This window comes from Microvirga puerhi (genome assembly GCF_020089865.1).
Classification (GTDB): domain Bacteria; phylum Pseudomonadota; class Alphaproteobacteria; order Rhizobiales; family Beijerinckiaceae; genus Microvirga; species Microvirga puerhi.
In genome coordinates, this window is record NZ_JAIRBM010000003.1 from 326,921 (window position 1) to 343,778 (window position 16,858).

The 16,858-nt window shown below is 62.3% G+C and carries 14 protein-coding genes; 13 read left to right on the forward strand and 1 reads right to left on the reverse strand.

Annotated elements, in window-relative coordinates:
* The first annotated feature begins 135 nt into the window (after positions 1-135).
* From K9B37_RS05915 to K9B37_RS05965, 11 genes are all read left to right on the forward strand, one after another.
* Positions 136-729 carry an AprI/Inh family metalloprotease inhibitor gene (locus tag K9B37_RS05915; RefSeq protein ID WP_224312017.1) on the forward strand — a complete coding sequence of 198 codons (594 nt, stop codon included), beginning with the start codon at positions 136-138 and terminating at the stop codon, positions 727-729.
* 73 nt (positions 730-802) lie between these two features.
* Complete coding sequence (zapE, locus tag K9B37_RS05920; RefSeq protein WP_224312018.1) at positions 803-1,963, forward strand: cell division protein ZapE; 1,161 nt, start codon at positions 803-805, stop codon at positions 1,961-1,963.
* The gene (locus K9B37_RS05925) at positions 1,960-2,592 is read left to right on the forward strand and encodes a TetR/AcrR family transcriptional regulator (protein ID WP_224312019.1); all 633 of its coding nucleotides are present in this window, start codon (positions 1,960-1,962) and stop codon (positions 2,590-2,592) included. Before zapE ends, K9B37_RS05925 begins: the two co-directional genes overlap by 4 nt.
* A gap of 228 nt (positions 2,593-2,820) precedes the next feature.
* A complete protein-coding gene (gene mdh, locus K9B37_RS05930) occupies positions 2,821-3,783 on the forward strand; it encodes a malate dehydrogenase (RefSeq protein WP_224312020.1) in 963 nt (320 codons plus the stop codon).
* 109 nt (positions 3,784-3,892) lie between these two features.
* Positions 3,893-5,092: an ADP-forming succinate--CoA ligase subunit beta gene (sucC, locus tag K9B37_RS05935; protein WP_224312022.1), complete on the forward strand. Its 1,200-nt coding sequence runs from the start codon at positions 3,893-3,895 to the stop codon at positions 5,090-5,092.
* Between the two features lie 13 nt (positions 5,093-5,105).
* Positions 5,106-5,993: a succinate--CoA ligase subunit alpha gene (sucD, locus tag K9B37_RS05940; protein ID WP_224312024.1), complete on the forward strand. Its 888-nt coding sequence runs from the start codon at positions 5,106-5,108 to the stop codon at positions 5,991-5,993.
* A 16-nt stretch (positions 5,994-6,009) separates the two neighbouring features.
* Entirely contained in the window at positions 6,010-6,498 is a 489-nt protein-coding gene (locus K9B37_RS05945; RefSeq protein WP_224312026.1) for a DUF1579 family protein, read from the forward strand.
* A gap of 12 nt (positions 6,499-6,510) precedes the next feature.
* A complete protein-coding gene (locus K9B37_RS05950) occupies positions 6,511-9,471 on the forward strand; it encodes a 2-oxoglutarate dehydrogenase E1 component (RefSeq protein ID WP_224312028.1) in 2,961 nt (986 codons plus the stop codon).
* 60 nt (positions 9,472-9,531) lie between these two features.
* The gene (gene odhB, locus K9B37_RS05955) at positions 9,532-10,767 is read left to right on the forward strand and encodes a 2-oxoglutarate dehydrogenase complex dihydrolipoyllysine-residue succinyltransferase (protein ID WP_224312029.1); all 1,236 of its coding nucleotides are present in this window, start codon (positions 9,532-9,534) and stop codon (positions 10,765-10,767) included.
* 106 nt (positions 10,768-10,873) lie between these two features.
* Entirely contained in the window at positions 10,874-12,274 is a 1,401-nt protein-coding gene (lpdA, locus tag K9B37_RS05960) for a dihydrolipoyl dehydrogenase (RefSeq protein WP_224312031.1), read from the forward strand.
* A 6-nt stretch (positions 12,275-12,280) separates the two neighbouring features.
* Positions 12,281-12,886, forward strand: a complete 606-nt coding sequence (locus tag K9B37_RS05965) for a thymidine kinase (protein ID WP_224312032.1) — start codon at positions 12,281-12,283, stop codon at positions 12,884-12,886.
* Positions 12,887-12,907: 21 nt separating this feature from the next.
* On the opposite strand, the gene K9B37_RS05970 is transcribed toward K9B37_RS05965, so the two are convergent.
* Positions 12,908-13,888 carry a tyrosine recombinase XerC gene (locus K9B37_RS05970; protein ID WP_224312034.1) on the reverse strand — a complete coding sequence of 327 codons (981 nt, stop codon included), beginning with the start codon at positions 13,886-13,888 and terminating at the stop codon, positions 12,908-12,910.
* 56 nt (positions 13,889-13,944) lie between these two features.
* Here K9B37_RS05970 and K9B37_RS05975 point away from each other — a divergent pair, with 56 nt between their 5' ends.
* Positions 13,945-16,107 (forward strand): primosomal protein N', encoded by a 2,163-nt coding sequence (locus K9B37_RS05975; RefSeq protein ID WP_224312036.1) that lies wholly within the window; start codon positions 13,945-13,947, stop codon positions 16,105-16,107.
* 29 nt (positions 16,108-16,136) lie between these two features.
* Complete coding sequence (locus K9B37_RS05980; RefSeq protein ID WP_224312037.1) at positions 16,137-16,697, forward strand: histidine phosphatase family protein; 561 nt, start codon at positions 16,137-16,139, stop codon at positions 16,695-16,697.
* The last annotated feature ends 161 nt before the right edge of the window (positions 16,698-16,858 follow it).

The following is a 16,858-nucleotide window of genomic DNA, read 5'->3' on the forward strand; positions in this document are numbered from 1 at the left end:
AAAAGGCGCCATAGGCGCCTTTTTTTGTTACGCTTGACGCCATACTCTCCGCCCGATCCGTCCAGGCTCTCAATTCTGGAAGGGGCGGCGGCTCTGCGCATTTCTGCTGTCGATACCGCCAAGTATGTGAGGACGATGATGAAGAGTTCCTTCTGGATTGTGACGGCGACGCTTTGCTCTGCATTGCCCCTTGGCGCCTGCTCGTCCGCGCGCCTGGGCGGCGGGCCGATCCCCGGCGCGGCGGCTGCGCCGATTGTCAATCCGGCCCCCGTGGAGGCTGTGCCGTCCGGTCCCGTGACCGCCGAGCCGCTGCCGCCACTTGATGGACAGCCTCTGCCGCCCGTCGCAGGCGCTCCGATGTCCGGCATGCCTGGAGCGACCCCGGGAGGCACCGAAGTTGCGGGCCTTCCGCCCGTTACACCGCCGGCTCCGGCCGCCGCGCCTGCACCGACCAGCCGCACGGCCATGGTCGGCAACTGGACCGCGAATGTTGCCGGCGGCACTTGCAGGATTCAGCTGAGCAGTTCTCCGTCTCTCGATCTCTATCGCGCTTCCGCATCGGGATGTCCGAGCCAGGACTTGTCGAAGATCTATGCTTGGGACTTCCGGGATGGCGAGGTCTATCTCTATCAGACCGGCGGGGCTGTCGCTGCGCGCCTTCGTGGATCCTCCGGCTCCTTGACAGGAGTCCTCGCCAAATCAGGCGCTCCGCTAAGTCTATCGCGATAAGGCGTTTGCGCTCGGAAGGTTGGGAAGGTATCGCTCTCGCGTGACCGACCATCGATCTTTCCCTCCCAAGCCCATGGCAACCCGTTACGACGCGCTCGTGCGGTCTGGAGCCATTGAACGAGATCCGGCGCAAATCAAGCTGATCGCTCACCTCGACGCTCTCGCCGAGGAGCTGGGCGGCTTTCGATTGGCCCGGAAGAACAGCGCGCTCGGCTGGCTGTTCAGCAAGCGCAATCCGGTCTCTCCCAAGGGCCTCTACGTCTGGGGCTCGGTCGGGCGTGGCAAGACCATGCTGATGGACCTCTTCTTCGAGACTCTTGCCGTCAGGCGCAAGCGTCGGGTCCATTTCCATGCCTTCATGGCTGATGTTCATGATCGGATTCACGCGTTCCGCCAGAGGCTGAAGGCCGGAGAGGTAAAGGGGGACGATCCCATCGGGCCGGTGGCCGAGGATTTGGCCAAGGAGGCCTGGGTTCTCTGCTTCGACGAGTTCACCGTGACGGATATTGCCGACGCGATGATCCTCGGGCGTCTTTTCACGGCACTTTTCGCTCAAGGCGTCGTGGTCGTGGCAACGTCCAACGTGGAGCCGGACCGGCTCTATGAGGGAGGGTTGAACCGGACGCTTTTCCTGCCATTCATCGCCTTGCTGCAGGAGAGGATGACGGTCCTGAAGCTCGACGCGCGGACCGATTTCCGGCTGGAGAAGCTTGCAGGCAGCCCGGTCTTCTATACGCCGGCCGATAAGCATTCTCATGAAGCTTTGACACGAGCGTTTCAGAGGCTTGCAGGGAGGGACAGGGGCGTTCCCGAGACGCTGACGGTCAAAGGGCATCCCGTGGAAATTCCTGAGGCCGCCGGTGGAATCGCACGCGCCACCTTTGCAGATCTCTGCTCCCAGCCTCTCGCGGCGGCCGATTACCTTGCCATCGCAGAGAAGTTTCACACGTTGATCCTGGAGGATATCCCAAGGATGACCTTCGAGCGGCGCAATGAGGCAAAGCGCTTCATCATGCTGATCGATGCCCTCTACGATTCCCATGTGAAGCTGCTGGCCTCTGCCGAGGCTGAGGCGACCGAGCTCTATCAGGCGGATACCGGGCGCGAAGCTTTCGAATTCGATCGAACCGTGTCGCGTCTCATCGAAATGCGCTCCGAGGAATACCTTTCTCTGCCTCATGGACCTGTCGACTCGACCGATGTCGGCCACACGACCGGATTGGTCGAGACATGAAGCGATCCCGCAGCGGATCCTCGCGCTTTCTGGATGCCGCTGCGCCGGCCGATACCCGTCTCCTCGCCATCGCGGCGGATCATCTGAAGCGCTTCGGGCCCCGTCAGGTCACTGTCGTCAGTATCGCCGATGCGGCGGGCATGACTCATGCCAATGTCTACCGATACTTTCCGTCGAAGGCAGCGCTCATCGACGCCGTTGCCGGACAGTGGCTGCGGTCGCTGGAGGCGTTGATTGCCGATATTGCCGATGCTCCCGATCCGGCCGACGACAAACTGGAGCGTCTGATCCAAGCCTCTGCCCGGACCCATCGCGAGCTTCTCAAGGACAACAGGCATCTTTTCGACGTGTATTGCACCGCCGTCGAGACCTCCCGGCCCTTGATCAGGAGGCACAGGACGCGCATGCGCCAGCTGATGGAGCGCGTGCTCGATGAGGGAGTGGCAACCGGAAAGTTCGATCCGAGAGACCGGGAGCGGGCTCTCGGGCTGATCACCGACGCTTCCTATCGCTTTATTAATCCTTTGACCGTAAGGCTCGACGCGGACGTGCCGCAAGAGGTCCTCGATCAGCGCCTTGCCGCTGTCATCAAGGTTACCCTACGAGCCCTCTCAATAGGTATTATCTAACGTTAGTTACAAATTTCAATTTTTGTAACAAGAAAAATGGCGCTCAACGTCGCAGCCTAACGCGTTGTATCACAAGAGAAATTTCCTTCGGAGCGGCTGGTTAGCCGACGCGTTAAGACGCAAACCCTTACGGTTTAACCTTTTGTTGGCTTGAAGAAGGCCCATTTCTGAGTCAAACAGCGCCACCTTTAGAAGGCTCGCGCCTCTCCATTATCCAAGGATTTCTCCATGGCTCGTTCCAAGATCGCGCTTATCGGCGCCGGCCAGATCGGTGGCACGCTCGCCCATCTGGCAGGCTTGAAGGAACTCGGCGACGTCGTGATGTTCGACATCGCGGAGGGTGTCCCTCAGGGCAAAGGTCTCGACATTGCCGAATCTGCGCCGGTCGATGGGTTCGATGCCAAGTATGCGGGCGCGAACGACTATTCCGCCATTGCGGGCGCCGACGTGGTGATCGTCACCGCCGGCGTGCCGCGCAAGCCCGGCATGAGCCGAGACGACCTTCTGGGTATCAATCTGAAGGTCATGGAAGCCGTCGGCAATGGCATTAAGCAATATGCTCCTGACGCCTTCGTGATCTGCATCACCAACCCCCTCGATGCCATGGTCTGGGCGCTGCAGAAGTTCTCCGGCCTGAAGCCGGAAAAGATCGTCGGCATGGCCGGCGTGCTCGACTCGGCCCGCTTCCGCCACTTCCTGGCAGAAGAATTCAATGTCTCGGTGAAGGACGTGACGGCCTTCGTGCTCGGCGGCCACGGCGACGATATGGTGCCGTTGGTGCGCTACTCGACCGTCGCCGGCGTCCCGCTTCCCGATCTTGTGAAGATGGGCTGGACCACGCAGGCCAAGCTCGACGCCATGGTCGAGCGCACCCGCAAAGGCGGCGGCGAAATCGTCAACCTGCTGAAGACCGGCTCCGCCTTCTATGCTCCGGCCGCCTCTGCGATCGCGATGGCCGAGAGCTACCTCAAGGACAAGAAGCGTGTTCTGCCCTGTGCCGCCTATCTGACGGGCCAGTACGGCGTGAAGGACATGTTCGTGGGCGTTCCGATCGTGATCGGCGCCAAGGGCGTCGAGCGCATCGTCGAGGTCGAGTTCTCGGGCGATGAAAAGGCGATGTTCGAAAAGTCCGTCGCCTCCGTCCAGGGTCTGGTTGACGCCTGCAAGCAGATCAACGCGGCGCTTGCGTAACTCTTGGGCCGCCATGGTCGGGCCAAGCCCGACCATCCACGCCATTTCAACCGCCACGTCGGCAAGGCGTGGATCCCCGGAGGCCCGGGGATGATGCGGAGAAAAACGAATGAATATCCATGAGTATCAAGGCAAGGCCGTCCTGAAGGAATTCGGCCTGCCTGTTTCCCGGGGCAAAGCCATCTTCTCCCCGGATGAGGCCGAGGCTGCCGCCAAGGAGCTCGGCGGCCCGCTCTGGGTCGTGAAGTCCCAGATTCACGCGGGCGGTCGCGGCAAGGGCAAGTTCAAGGAGGCCGCTGCTGGCGAGAAGGGCGGCGTGCGCCTTGCCAAGTCCGTCGACGAGGTCAAGCAATTCGCCAAGCAGATGCTCGGCAACACTCTCGTGACCGTGCAGACGGGCGAGGCGGGCAAGCAGGTCAACCGTCTCTACATTGAGGACGGCTCGGACATTGAGACCGAGTTCTATCTCTCCATGCTGGTCGACCGCGCCACCGGCCGCGTCGCTTTCGTCGTCTCGACGGAAGGCGGCATGGATATCGAGCAGGTTGCCCACGATACCCCTGAAAAGATCATGACCTTCTCGGTCGACCCGGCAACCGGCGTCCAGCCCTTCCATGGCCGCAAGGTTGCGAAGGCTCTCGGTCTGACCGGCGCCCTCACTAAGGAAGCGGGCGATCTCGTGACGAAGCTCTATGCCGCCTTCATTGCGAAGGACATGGAGATGCTTGAGATCAACCCGCTGATCGTCACCAAGGACGGGCATCTCAAGTGCCTCGACGCGAAGATCTCGTTCGACGGTAACGCGCTCTATCGGCATCCGGATATCGTCGCGCTGCGCGACATCACGGAAGAGGACGAGAAGGAGATCGAGGCTTCGAAGCACGATCTTGCCTATATCGCCCTCGACGGCACCATCGGCTGCATGGTCAACGGCGCAGGCCTCGCCATGGCGACGCTCGACATCATCAAGCTCTACGGCGAGGAGCCGGCGAACTTCCTCGATGTCGGTGGCGGTGCGTCGGAAGAGAAGGTGACGGCGGCGTTCAAGATCATCACCGCCGATCCGAACGTGAAGGGCATTCTCGTCAACATCTTCGGCGGCATCATGAAGTGCGACGTGATCGCACGCGGCGTACTGGCTGCGGTCAAGGCGGTCGGCCTTCAGGTCCCGCTGGTGGTTCGCCTTGAGGGCACGAACGTCGAAGAAGGCAAGAAGATTATCCGCGAGTCCGGCCTCAACGTCATTCCGGCGGACGACCTCGACGACGCTGCCCAGAAGATCGTCAACGCCGTGCGCGGCGGGAAGTAAGGTTTAAGCGCTGATGTCCATCCTTATCGACAAGAACACCAAGCTCATCTGCCAGGGCTTCACCGGCAAGAACGGAACCTTCCATTCCGAGCAGGCCATCGCCTACGGCACCAAGATGGTCGGCGGCACGTCTCCCGGCAAAGGCGGTTCGACCCATCTGGGCCTCCCCGTTTTCGACACGGTGATGGAAGCCCGCGAGAAGACGGGTGCCGACGCTTCCGTCGTCTACGTGCCGCCTCCGGGCGCTGCGGATGCGATCTGCGAGGCGATCGATGCCGAGATCCCGCTCATCGTCTGCATCACGGAAGGCATTCCGGTGCTCGACATGGTGCGCGTGAAGCGCGCGCTGGAAGGCTCCAAGTCGCGTCTCATCGGCCCGAACTGCCCCGGCATCGTCACGGCCGGCGAGTCGAAGATCGGCATCATGCCGGCCAACATCTTCAGGCCCGGCTCGGTCGGCATCGTGTCCCGCTCCGGCACGCTCACCTACGAGGCCGTGTTCCAGACCACCAACGAAGGCCTCGGCCAGACGACGGCGGTCGGCATCGGCGGCGATCCGGTGAAGGGCACCGAGTTTATCGAGATGCTCGACATGTTCCTGTCCGATCCAAAGACCGAGTCGATCGTCATGATCGGTGAGATCGGCGGCTCGGCGGAGGAAGAGGCGGCCGAGTTCATCGCACGCGAAGCCAAGAAGGGCCGCAAGAAGCCGATGGTCGGGTTCATTGCCGGTCGCACGGCTCCTCCCGGACGCCGCATGGGCCACGCCGGTGCCATCATCTCCGGTGGCAAGGGCGGCGCCGAAGACAAGATCGCCGCCATGGAGGCCGCGGGCATCCGTGTTTCTCCCTCTCCGGCGCGTCTCGGCAAGACCCTCGTCGACGTGCTGAAGGGCCGCTAAGGTAAAGGCTCATCCCATGGCATCGCAACCGAGAGCCGAGCATCTCCGTCTTCAGGCCCTGGCTGGGCTCTGGATCGGCGAAGAAGTGCTCTCGGACACCCCCTGGATGAAAGGGGGGCGTGCCACTGGACATGTGGATGCTCGTGTGACGCTCGGCGGCTTCGTCCTGGAGCAGGATTACCGCCAGGAGCGGGACGGTCGCGAGACTTTCCAGGCGAAGGGTCTGTTCACCTTCGACTCAGATCTGAGCGAGTACAGGCTCTTCTGGTTCGACGATCTCGGGTTTCCGCCAGCTGAGCCGGCGGGCGGAACCTGGGAGGGGGACACGCTGACGGTTCTGCGGCGCTCGCCACGGGCCATTGCGCGCCACACCTTCGCCATCCGCAATGCTCAGGAATACGAGCTTGCCATCGAGAATTCATGGGATGGCGGCGCCAGTTGGGCGCCTGTCATGACAGGCCACTACCGGCGCCGTCCCGAGGACCACCCATCCTCTGTCGCTTAAGGAAGAACGATCATGTCCCGCCAGGACGCCAACGAAACTTTCCTCAACACAGCCTTCCTGTATGGCGCGAATGCGCCTTACATCGAGGAACTTTATGCCCGCTACCAGAACGATCCGACGTCGGTCGATCCGGAATGGCAGGCGTTCTTCGGTGCCCTGAAGGATGACAAGCAGGCCGTTGCACAGAACGCGCGCGGTGCCTCTTGGAAGAAGCCCAATTGGCCGCTCACCGCCAACGGCGAACTGATTTCCGCGCTCGACGGGAACTGGGCTCAGGTCGAGAAGGCGGTCGGAGACAAGATCAAGGCGAAGGCCGAGGCGAAGGGCGGCGAGATCAGCCAGGAGCAGGTGCTCCAGGCGACGCGCGATTCCGTTCGCGCGATCATGCTAATCCGGGCCTACCGTGTGCGCGGCCACCTGCATGCGAAGCTCGATCCGCTCGGCATCAATCCGCGCCCGAACGATCAGGAACTGCATCCCTCCCATTACGGCTTCACGGATGCCGACTGGGATCGCAAGATCTTCCTCGACAACGTGCTCGGACTTGAATTCGCGACCATCCGCGAGATCGTGGCGATTCTGGAGCGGACCTATTGCCAGACGCTCGGCGTCGAGTTCATGCATATCTCCGATCCGGCGGAGAAGGCCTGGATCCAGGAGCGCATTGAGGGTCCGGACAAGGAAATCACCTTCACCCGTGAAGGCAAGCGCGCGATCCTCAACAAGATCGTCGAGGCGGAAGGCTTCGAGAAGTTCCTCGATCTGAAATATACCGGCACCAAGCGCTTCGGCCTCGATGGCAGCGAGTCGCTGATTCCGGCTCTGGAGCAGATCATCAAGCGCGGCGGTAATCTCGGCGTGCAGGAGATCGTGCTCGGCATGGCCCACCGCGGCCGCCTGAACGTGCTGACGCAGGTCATGGGCAAGCCGCATCGGGCTCTCTTCCATGAATTCAAGGGCGGTTCCTTCGCACCGGACAACGTGGAAGGCTCGGGCGACGTGAAGTATCACCTCGGCGCCTCGTCGGATCGATCCTTCGACGGCAACAACGTGCATCTGTCGCTGACCGCCAATCCCTCACACCTTGAGATCGTCGACCCGGTCGTGCTCGGCAAGGTGCGCGCCAAGCAGGATCAGCACGGCTGCTCGCCGGACAACCGCACTGTCGTTATGCCGCTCCTCATCCATGGCGATGCGGCCTTCGCGGGCCAGGGCGTCGTGGCCGAATGTTTGGGGCTGTCCGGTCTTCGCGGCCACCGCACCGGCGGCTCGATTCACTTCATCATCAACAATCAGATCGGCTTCACGACCGATCCGCGCTTCTCGCGCTCGTCGCCTTATCCGTCCGATGTGGCGAAGATGGTCGAGGCGCCGATCTTCCACGTGAATGGCGACGACCCGGAAGCTGTGGTCTTCGCAGCAAAGGTCGCGACCGAGTACCGGCAGAAGTTCCAGAAGCCAGTCGTGATCGACATGTTCTGCTATCGCCGTTTCGGTCACAATGAAGGCGACGAGCCGTCCTTCACCCAGCCTCTGATGTACCGGAAGATCCGATCGCATCCGTCGATCCTGGAGCTCTATTCCAAGAAGCTCCTGGCCGAAGGAGCTGTCACGGAAGCAGACATCGACGAGATGAAGGACGCCTGGCGTTCGAAGCTCGAAGCGGAATTCGATGTTGCCCAGAGCTACAAGCCGAACAAGGCTGACTGGCTCGACGGTCGCTGGGCCGGTCTCAAGGCGGTTCGCGAAGATCAGGACGATCCGCGTCGCGGGCAAACTGGCGTGCCGGTCGAGATACTCGCGGAGATCGCCGATGCCCTCACAAAGGTGCCGGAAGGTTTCCACGTTCATCGTACGATCCAACGCTTCCTCGACAACCGGAAGAAGATGATGGAGACGGGCCAAGGAATCGACTGGGCGATGGCGGAAGCCCTGGCCTTCGGTTCCCTGCTCCTCGAAAATCACCGCGTGCGCCTCTCCGGTCAGGATGTGGAGCGCGGGACCTTCTCGCAGCGTCATTCCGTGCTGGTCGACCAGGAGAACGAGGAGCGTTATACGCCCCTCAACCACATCAGTGAGAACCAGGCCCGTTATGAGGTCATCAATTCGATGCTCTCGGAAGAGGCGGTTCTCGGCTTCGAATACGGCTACAGCCTGTCGGAGCCCAACGCTCTGACGCTTTGGGAGGCCCAGTTCGGCGACTTCGCCAACGGTGCCCAGGTGGTGTTCGACCAGTTCATCTCCAGCGGCGAGCGCAAATGGCTACGCATGTCCGGTCTCGTGTGCCTGCTGCCGCACGGCTATGAGGGGCAGGGACCGGAGCACTCCTCCGCTCGCCTTGAGCGCTGGCTGCAGATGTGCGCGGAAGACAACATGCAGGTGGCGTATTGCTCGACCCCGTCGAACTACTTCCACATTCTGCGTCGTCAGCTGAAGCGCGAATTCCGCAAGCCGCTGATCCTCATGACGCCGAAGTCGTTGCTGCGCCACAAGCGTGCGGTTTCGTCCTTGGATTCGATTTCGGAGGGGACCTCCTTCCATCGCGTTCTGGCGGACGATGCGCAGCGTGCTGCCGACGGCATCAAGCTCGTCAAGGACGACAAGATCAGGCGCGTCGTGATCTGCACGGGCAAGGTCTATTACGATCTCTATGAGGAGCGTGAGAAGCGCGGTATCGACGACGTCTATCTGATGCGTGTCGAGCAGCTTTATCCTTTCCCGGCGAAGTCGCTGGCGGCCGAGCTTGCTCGGTTCAAGAAAGCCGACGTGGTGTGGTGCCAGGAGGAGCCAAAGAACATGGGCTCCTGGACCTTCGTCGAGCCCTATCTCGAATGGGTGCTCAAGACCGCCGGCTCCAAGGTGGATCGTCCCCGCTATGTGGGCCGCGCCGCTTCCGCCGCCACGGCCACCGGCCTCATGTCCAAGCATCTGGGCCAGCTGCAGGCCTTCCTCGATGAAGCTTTCGCGGCTTAAATGCTGCGAAGGATCTCAAACCTTTCCAACGGGCCCCGGCCCTGAAACGATAAGACGATCATGGCAACCGAAATCCGCGTACCCACCCTCGGTGAATCCGTGTCAGAGGCCACCATCGGCCGCTGGTTCAAGAAGCCCGGCGATCCCGTGAAAGCCGACGAGCCCGTTGTCGAACTTGAAACCGACAAGGTGACTCTTGAGGTCAACGCTCCTGCGAGCGGCACCCTCGGCGACATCCTAGCCAAGGATGGTGAGACGGTGGGACCGGGCGCCGTGCTCGGTTCGATCGTCGAAGGAGGTGCTGCAGCCGCCGCTCCCGCCGCGAAGGCAGAAACACCCAAGGCCGAGGCTCCCAAGGCTGCCCCTGCCGTTGCCCCAGCTCCGGCTGCACCGTCCGCTGCCAGGGATTCCGGCCCAGCCGTTGCGCGGATTGCCGCCGAGAGCGGCGTGAATCCGGCCCAGGTCGCTGGCACCGGCAAGGATGGTCGCGTGACCAAGGGCGACATGCTTGCCGCAATCGCCACCGGTGGCGCAGCCGCCTCGGCCCCGGCACCGGCTCCCGTTCAGGTGCGTGCGCCTTCCGCTCCGGACGATGCCTCCCGTGAGGAGCGCGTACGGATGACCAAGCTGCGCCAGACCATCGCGCGCCGCCTGAAGGATGCCCAGAACTCGGCCGCCATGCTCACCACGTTCAACGATGTGGACATGAGCGCGGTGATGGCTCTTCGCAGCCAGTACAAGGACGTTTTCGAGAAGAAGCACGGCGTGAAGCTCGGCTTCATGGGCTTCTTCACCAAGGCGGTGATCCAGGCGCTCAAGGACGTTCCGGCGGTGAATGCCGAGATCGACGGACAGGATCTGGTCTTCAAGAACTACTACCACATCGGCATTGCTGTCGGCACCGATAAGGGTCTCGTTGTGCCGGTGGTGCGCGACGCCGATCTCCTGTCGGTGGCTGGCATCGAGAAGAAGATCGCCGATTTCGGACGTCGTGCCCGTGATGGCAAGCTCTCTATCGACGAGATGCAGGGCGGCACTTTCACCATCACCAACGGTGGCATCTATGGATCGCTTCTGTCGACGCCGATTCTCAATGCGCCGCAATCGGGCATCCTCGGCATGCACCGCATCGAAGAGCGTCCGGTCGTGCGCAACGGCCAGATCGTCGCTCGCCCGATGATGTATCTGGCGCTCTCCTACGATCACCGCATCGTCGACGGCAAGGAAGCCGTCACCTTCCTGGTCCGCGTCAAGGAGGCCCTGGAGGATCCGGCGCGCCTCGTTCTGGACCTCTAATAGGCCTTCTGTCCTGCCCGGCTTTCGAGCCGGGCATCCCTAATTCTCGCCAGGCTGTCGTCTCACGTTGGACGCGCCTGGCCTTCGTGTCCAAGGGGCGAACGTCATGTCCTACGATCTCGTTGTCATCGGAACCGGCCCCGGCGGCTATGTCTGCGCCATCCGCGCCGCGCAGCTCGGCCTCAAGACCGCCGTGGTCGAAAAGCGCAAGACCCACGGTGGAACCTGCCTCAATGTGGGGTGCATTCCCTCCAAGGCACTGCTTCACGCTTCGCATATGTTCGAGGACGCGCGGGACCATTTCGCCAAGCTCGGCATCGGCATCAACCCGCCGAAGCTCGATCTCAAGCAGATGCAGTCCTTCAAGCAGGAAGGTGTTGACGGCAACACCAAGGGTGTGGAGTTCCTGCTCAAGAAGAACAAGATCGACGTCTTCCAGGGCACTGCGCGCATCGCAGCTGCGGGTCAGGTGGAAGTGACCGGTGAGGACGGCTCCAATCAGCTCGTGCAGACCAAGAACATCGTGATTGCCACGGGTTCGGACGTCGCGCGCCTGCCGGGAATCGAGATCGACGAGAAAACGATCGTTTCCTCGACCGGTGCGCTCGAACTTCAGAGCGTTCCGAAGCGCCTCGTGGTGATCGGTGCCGGTGTCATCGGTCTCGAGCTCGGCTCCGTATGGCGCCGGCTTGGCTCCGAGGTGACGGTCGTGGAGTATCTCGATCGTATCCTGCCTGGAATGGATGGCGACGTCGCCAAGAATTTCCAGCGTATCCTCTCGAAGCAGGGCTTCCAGTTCAAGCTCGGCGCGAAGGTGACGAAGGCCGAGAAAGGCGCGAAGGGCGTGACTCTGACCTTCGAACCTGCTGCTGGAGGAAATCCGGAAAAGATCGAGGCTGACGTCGTCCTCGTCGCCATTGGCCGTGTGCCTTATACGCAGGGCCTTGGACTCGATGAACTCGGTGTTCAGAAGGACAATCGCGGCCGCATTCTGACCGATGCGCATTTCTCGACCAACGTCACCGGCATCTATGCGATCGGCGATGTGATCGCTGGTCCGATGCTCGCTCACAAGGCTGAAGACGAGGGTGTTGCTGTTGCCGAGATCCTTGCCGGAAAGGCAGGCCACGTCAATTACGACGTGATTCCGAGCGTGGTCTATACGTTCCCGGAGGTCGCGTCCGTCGGTAAGACCGAGGAAGAGCTGAAGGCAGCAGGAATCGCCTACAACGTGGGCAAGTTCCCCTTTACTGCGAATGGCCGCGCCAAGGTGAACCATACCACGGACGGATTCGTGAAGGTTCTCGCTGATGCCACCACCGACAAGGTGCTGGGCGTCCACATCATCGGCGCCGAAGCCGGCAATCTGATCCATGAGGCGGTGATCGCCATGGAGTTCGGCGGTTCGTCGGAAGATATCGCTCGCTCCTGCCATGCGCATCCGACCCTGGCGGAAGCTGTGAAGGAAGCCGCACTCGCGGTCGAGAAGCGCGCGATCCACATGTAACGGCCGATGGCGAAGCTGCACTTTCTCTATTCGGTGATGAATGCCGGAAAGACCACGCATCTCCTGCAGGTCCGGCACAATTACATCGAGAACGGCGGCCATGTGCTGCTGTTCACGAGCCTCGTCGATGATCGGTTCGGCGTCGGCAAGGTCAAATCCCGCATCGGCCTGGAGGCCGATGCGATTCCGTTGATGAAGAACGACGACATCGGCGCGATCGTGGCGGCAGAGCACGCGACGAATCCGGTGACGGTCGTTCTGATCGACGAAGTGCAGTTCATGGAGGCCGATCAGGTCCGCCAGCTTGCCTGGATCGTCGACGGGCTGAAGATCCCCGTCATGGCCTATGGCCTGAAGAACAACGTCTACGGTGTTCTCTTCAGCGATGCGATCGCCGTCATGATGGCGCTTGCTGACGATTTTCAGGAGATCAAGCAACTCTGCCATTGCGGTCGCAAGGCCACGATGATCCTGAAATACGATCGCAACGGAGAGGCGGTACGATCAGGCGAAGTGGTGGAGATTGGAGGCGAAGGCCGGTACGTTTCCGTCTGCCGCCCGCACTGGTTCGACGGCGAGATCGGCGCCGCCGCTCGCAAGCTGCTCGTCTAGGCTATCTGGCACGACGAGGATTCAGTTCCTCACGTTTGCCCGAGGATGCGCCGAATTGAACGCGTCCAGCAAGCGAGCCGCATCCACCTTCGTATAGAGTTGCGTGGTGGACAGAGAGGCATGGCCGAGAAGTTCCTGGATGCCGCGAAGATCGCCGCCGCGGGCCAAGAGATGAGTTGCAAACGAATGGCGTAAGGCATGAGGCGTGGCGCTGTCCGGCAGGCTCAGGGCGCCGCGCAGTTCCTCGACAGCCAGCTGAATGATACGCGGCGACAGCGGCCCGCCTCGGGCACCAACGAAAAGCGGGCCTTCAGGGGGCAACGCGTAAGGGCAAAGTTCCAGGTAGTCCTCGACTGCCTGTTGAATGGGCGGAATCACCGGAACGCTGCGCATCTTGCCGCCCTTTCCCGTGACCGTGATTGAATCCACCCCGCGGACAGGGGCATCACGACGCTGGAGGCCGAGGGCTTCGGAAATGCGCAGGCCCGCGCCATAGAGCAGGGACAGGACCGCGGCATCCCGCGCTAGAATCCACTGCTTGCGGCTTTCTCCCGCTCGCACGTCGGCTTCCGTAACGGCGACTGCGGAGGACGCGGATAGAGGGCGCGGCAGGTTCTTATCGACCTTGGGCGACCGAATCGCCGCGAAGGCGGAGGCGGTGCCGTGACCTTCGCGCTCCAGATGGCGGGCGAACGAGCGAAGGGCGGCCAGCTGGCGCATGAGGGAGCGGCTCTGAACCGCTTCCATGCGTCGGGCCGCGAGGAATGACCGAATATCGAGAGGCTTGAGGCCGAGGATCGCCTTTACGGTCGGCGGCTCGCCAAGGTGATTGGTCAGAAAGGCAAGAAATTGCCTAAGATCGCGGCCGTAGGCTTCGACAGTCTTCGCCGAGAGGCGTCGCTCCTTGGCGAGGGAGGCGAGCCACTGCATCGTCTCCTGGCGCGTATCCGCGGCGCCGGGGAGGGCAAGGTCGAGAACCGTCCTGGAATCGCTGCTTGACATGGTCCTGCTTTATGCAAGGGCAGACAAACTAGCAGGGAGAGGTTAATTCGATCCGAATGACGAGCCGCATCGCCGATGTCCTCATCCCTCTCGCGCTGGATACCGCCTACAGCTACGCGGTGCCTGACGGTTTGGCCCTGCAGGAGGGCGACGTGGTGCAGGTACCGCTCGCGACCCGTGAGGTTGCCGGTGTGGTGTGGGGTCTGCGAAACGGCGCAGGCTCCAATTTCAAGCCGGTGACCGGTCGAATCGATGCCCCGGCCTTATCGCCGAAGATGCGCAAGTTCCTGGACTGGATCGCCTGGTACACGCTTGCTCCCAAGGGATCGGCGCTCGCCATGGGGCTCAAGCTCGTCGATGGCGACAGGCCGGAGGCGATTCGGATCGGCGTCCGACTGACCGAAAGCGTGCCCAAGCGCGTAACGCCGGCGCGCCAGCGGGTCATGGATGTCGCGAAGGATGGCCTCGTCCGCTTGAAGCGCGAGCTCGCCCAGGAGGCCGGGGTCAGTGCCGGGGTTGTCGACGGCCTCATCGACGAGGGAACGCTGGAAACGGTGACGCTGCTGGCCGAGCCGATTGCCGAGCCGCCAGATCCGGATTTCGGGCAGTCACAGCTGTCCACCGACCAGCGGAAGGCCGGAGATACGCTCGTTTCCATGCTTTCCGAGAATCCGGCTCCCGTGGCCCTGCTCGAGGGTGTCACCGGCTCAGGCAAGACGGAAGTCTATTTCGAGGCGGTCGCCGAGGCCATTCGGCAAGGGAGGCAGGCGCTGATCCTGATGCCGGAGATCGCGCTCACGGCTCAGTTTCTCGACCGATTCTCGGCGCGCTTCGGTGTCAAGCCAGCCACCTGGCATTCCGGCGTCTCCGGGCGGAAGCGCGAGCGTCTCTATGCGGGTATCGCCTCCGGCGAAGTGAAGGTGATCGCCGGCGCGCGCTCCGCTCTCTTCCTTCCTTATGCGGACCTTGGCCTTATCGTCGTCGATGAGGAGCACGAGACGGCCTACAAGCAGGATGACGGGGTTCATTATCACGCCCGCGACATGGCGGTGGTGCGGGGGCGGATCGAGAATGCCCCGGTCATCCTGGCATCCGCGACGCCTTCCATCGAGAGCCGGGTCAATGTCGAGCGCGGGCGCTATCGTCACGTGCATCTCCCGGAGCGGTTCGGGGGGCGTCAGTTGCCCCAGATCCGCGCTGTCGATCTACGGCAGGAGCAGGTTCCCCGGGGGCGATGGCTGTCGCCGACCCTCCTGGCCGGCATGGAAGAGAATCTCGGGCGAGGGGAGCAGGTTCTGCTCTTCCTCAACCGCCGCGGCTACGCACCCCTGACGCTCTGCCGGGCCTGCGCCCATCGGTACGAATGCCCGAATTGTTCGGCATGGCTTGTGGAGCATCGCTTCCGGCGGTCTCTCGTTTGTCACCATTGCGGTCACGTGGAGCGGACGCCGCAAGCCTGCATCTCCTGCGGAAGTCTGGATTCGCTGGTCTCGTGTGGCCCGGGCGTGGAGCGAATCGCCGAGGAGGTGGCCGAGCTCTTTCCGGACAAGCGCGGCATCGTACTCTCCAGTGACTTTCCAGGCGGGACCGAGCGGCTGCGGCGAGAGCTCGCTGCGATTGCGGACGGGGAGTTCGATATCGTCATCGGCACCCAGCTGGTAGCCAAGGGACACAATTTTCCGCTCATGACGCTGGTCGGCGTTCTGGATGCGGATATCGGCCTGACCTCCGGTGACCCCCGGGCCGCCGAGCGCACCTTTCAGCTCCTGCAGCAGGTGACCGGTCGTGCCGGCCGCGGGGAAAAGCCTGGCCGCGCTTTGGTTCAGACCTGGCAGCCTGATCACCCCGTAATCGCGGCTCTTGTCTCCGGCGATGCCGAGCGGTTCTACCGTGAGGAGACGCGCGTGCGTGAGATGGCTGGTCTCCCGCCCTTTGGGCGCTTGGCGTCCCTTATTATCTCCGCAGAAGACAGGGATGCCGCGGAAACCCACGCGCGCGCCATGGCCAAGGTTGCCGATCCCGCACCCGGCGTCACGGTGCTGGGGCCTGCCGAGGCGCCTCTCGCCCTGATCCGGGGGCGCTATCGCTTCCGCCTCCTGGTCAAGACGGAGAGGGAGGTTGACCTTCAGGGCTATCTTCGCGCCTGGATGGCCCGCTGCCCCAAGGTGAGAGGGAATACCCGCGTCGCCATCGACGTGGACCCGCAGAGCTTTTTGTGATCAATCAAGGCCATTACGTAAGGAAAAACATGCCTAAGATCGTCCACTGCATTCGTCACGGTCAATCGACTTTCAATGCTCATTTCGCCGAGACCGGATGTGATCCGATGCATCCGGACGCACCGTTGACGGAGCTCGGCCGCCGTCAGGCCGCCGAGCGTGCGGCCGAGTTGCGCCAGCATTCCTATGAGCTTGTCGTAACGTCGCCTCTGACCCGCGCTATCCAGACGACCTTGGGCCTCTTCAGTGACCATCCGGGCGCACCGCCGATTTTGGTGGAATGCTTGCACCGGGAATCTCTCGAGAGCAGCTGCGATGTGGGCCGTGCGCCGGCGCTCCTCGCCCAGGATTTCCCCCATCTCGCCTTTGATCATCTGGCAGAGGTCTGGTGGCACAATGACGGGGAGCCCGACGAGCGCGGTTTCGTATGCGAACCTGCCGCAATCCTGACCGAACGGGTCGGGCGGTTCCGGGAATGGCTTAATACGCGGCCGGAACGGTTCATCGCCGTGATCGGTCATGGAACGTTCTTTTATCACCTGACCGGACGTCAACTCCAGAATTGCGAGGTCGCGACCCTGGAGATTTAGCCGTCGGAGGACTTACCGCAGGACTCGGCTACGCTCTTGCGGCGCCTTGCCTTGCGCCTGCGGAAAACCCATGCTAGTGCACCGCTGCCTGAAGGGCGGAGCGACTTCCCCTCTGGCTCAATTCCAACGACCTGACGGGGTTCCCGACAGAGCTTAGACGG

What these genes read in the sequence shown, in the direction of transcription:
- mdh (WP_224312020.1), top strand. Translation starts at nt 2,821, where the DNA reads ATGGCTCGTTCCAAGATCGCGCTTATCGGCGCCGGCCAGATCGGTGGC.
- sucC (WP_224312022.1), top strand. Translation starts at nt 3,893, where the DNA reads ATGAATATCCATGAGTATCAAGGCAAGGCCGTCCTGAAGGAATTCGGC.
- zapE (WP_224312018.1), top strand. Translation starts at nt 803, where the DNA reads ATGGCAACCCGTTACGACGCGCTCGTGCGGTCTGGAGCCATTGAACGA.
- K9B37_RS05970 (WP_224312034.1), bottom strand. Translation starts at nt 13,888, where the DNA reads ATGTCAAGCAGCGATTCCAGGACGGTTCTCGACCTTGCCCTCCCCGGC.
- K9B37_RS05980 (WP_224312037.1), top strand. Translation starts at nt 16,137, where the DNA reads ATGCCTAAGATCGTCCACTGCATTCGTCACGGTCAATCGACTTTCAAT.
- sucD (WP_224312024.1), top strand. Translation starts at nt 5,106, where the DNA reads ATGTCCATCCTTATCGACAAGAACACCAAGCTCATCTGCCAGGGCTTC.
- K9B37_RS05925 (WP_224312019.1), top strand. Translation starts at nt 1,960, where the DNA reads ATGAAGCGATCCCGCAGCGGATCCTCGCGCTTTCTGGATGCCGCTGCG.
- K9B37_RS05950 (WP_224312028.1), top strand. Translation starts at nt 6,511, where the DNA reads ATGTCCCGCCAGGACGCCAACGAAACTTTCCTCAACACAGCCTTCCTG.
- K9B37_RS05915 (WP_224312017.1), top strand. Translation starts at nt 136, where the DNA reads ATGATGAAGAGTTCCTTCTGGATTGTGACGGCGACGCTTTGCTCTGCA.
- odhB (WP_224312029.1), top strand. Translation starts at nt 9,532, where the DNA reads ATGGCAACCGAAATCCGCGTACCCACCCTCGGTGAATCCGTGTCAGAG.
- K9B37_RS05965 (WP_224312032.1), top strand. Translation starts at nt 12,281, where the DNA reads ATGGCGAAGCTGCACTTTCTCTATTCGGTGATGAATGCCGGAAAGACC.
- K9B37_RS05945 (WP_224312026.1), top strand. Translation starts at nt 6,010, where the DNA reads ATGGCATCGCAACCGAGAGCCGAGCATCTCCGTCTTCAGGCCCTGGCT.
- lpdA (WP_224312031.1), top strand. Translation starts at nt 10,874, where the DNA reads ATGTCCTACGATCTCGTTGTCATCGGAACCGGCCCCGGCGGCTATGTC.
- K9B37_RS05975 (WP_224312036.1), top strand. Translation starts at nt 13,945, where the DNA reads ATGACGAGCCGCATCGCCGATGTCCTCATCCCTCTCGCGCTGGATACC.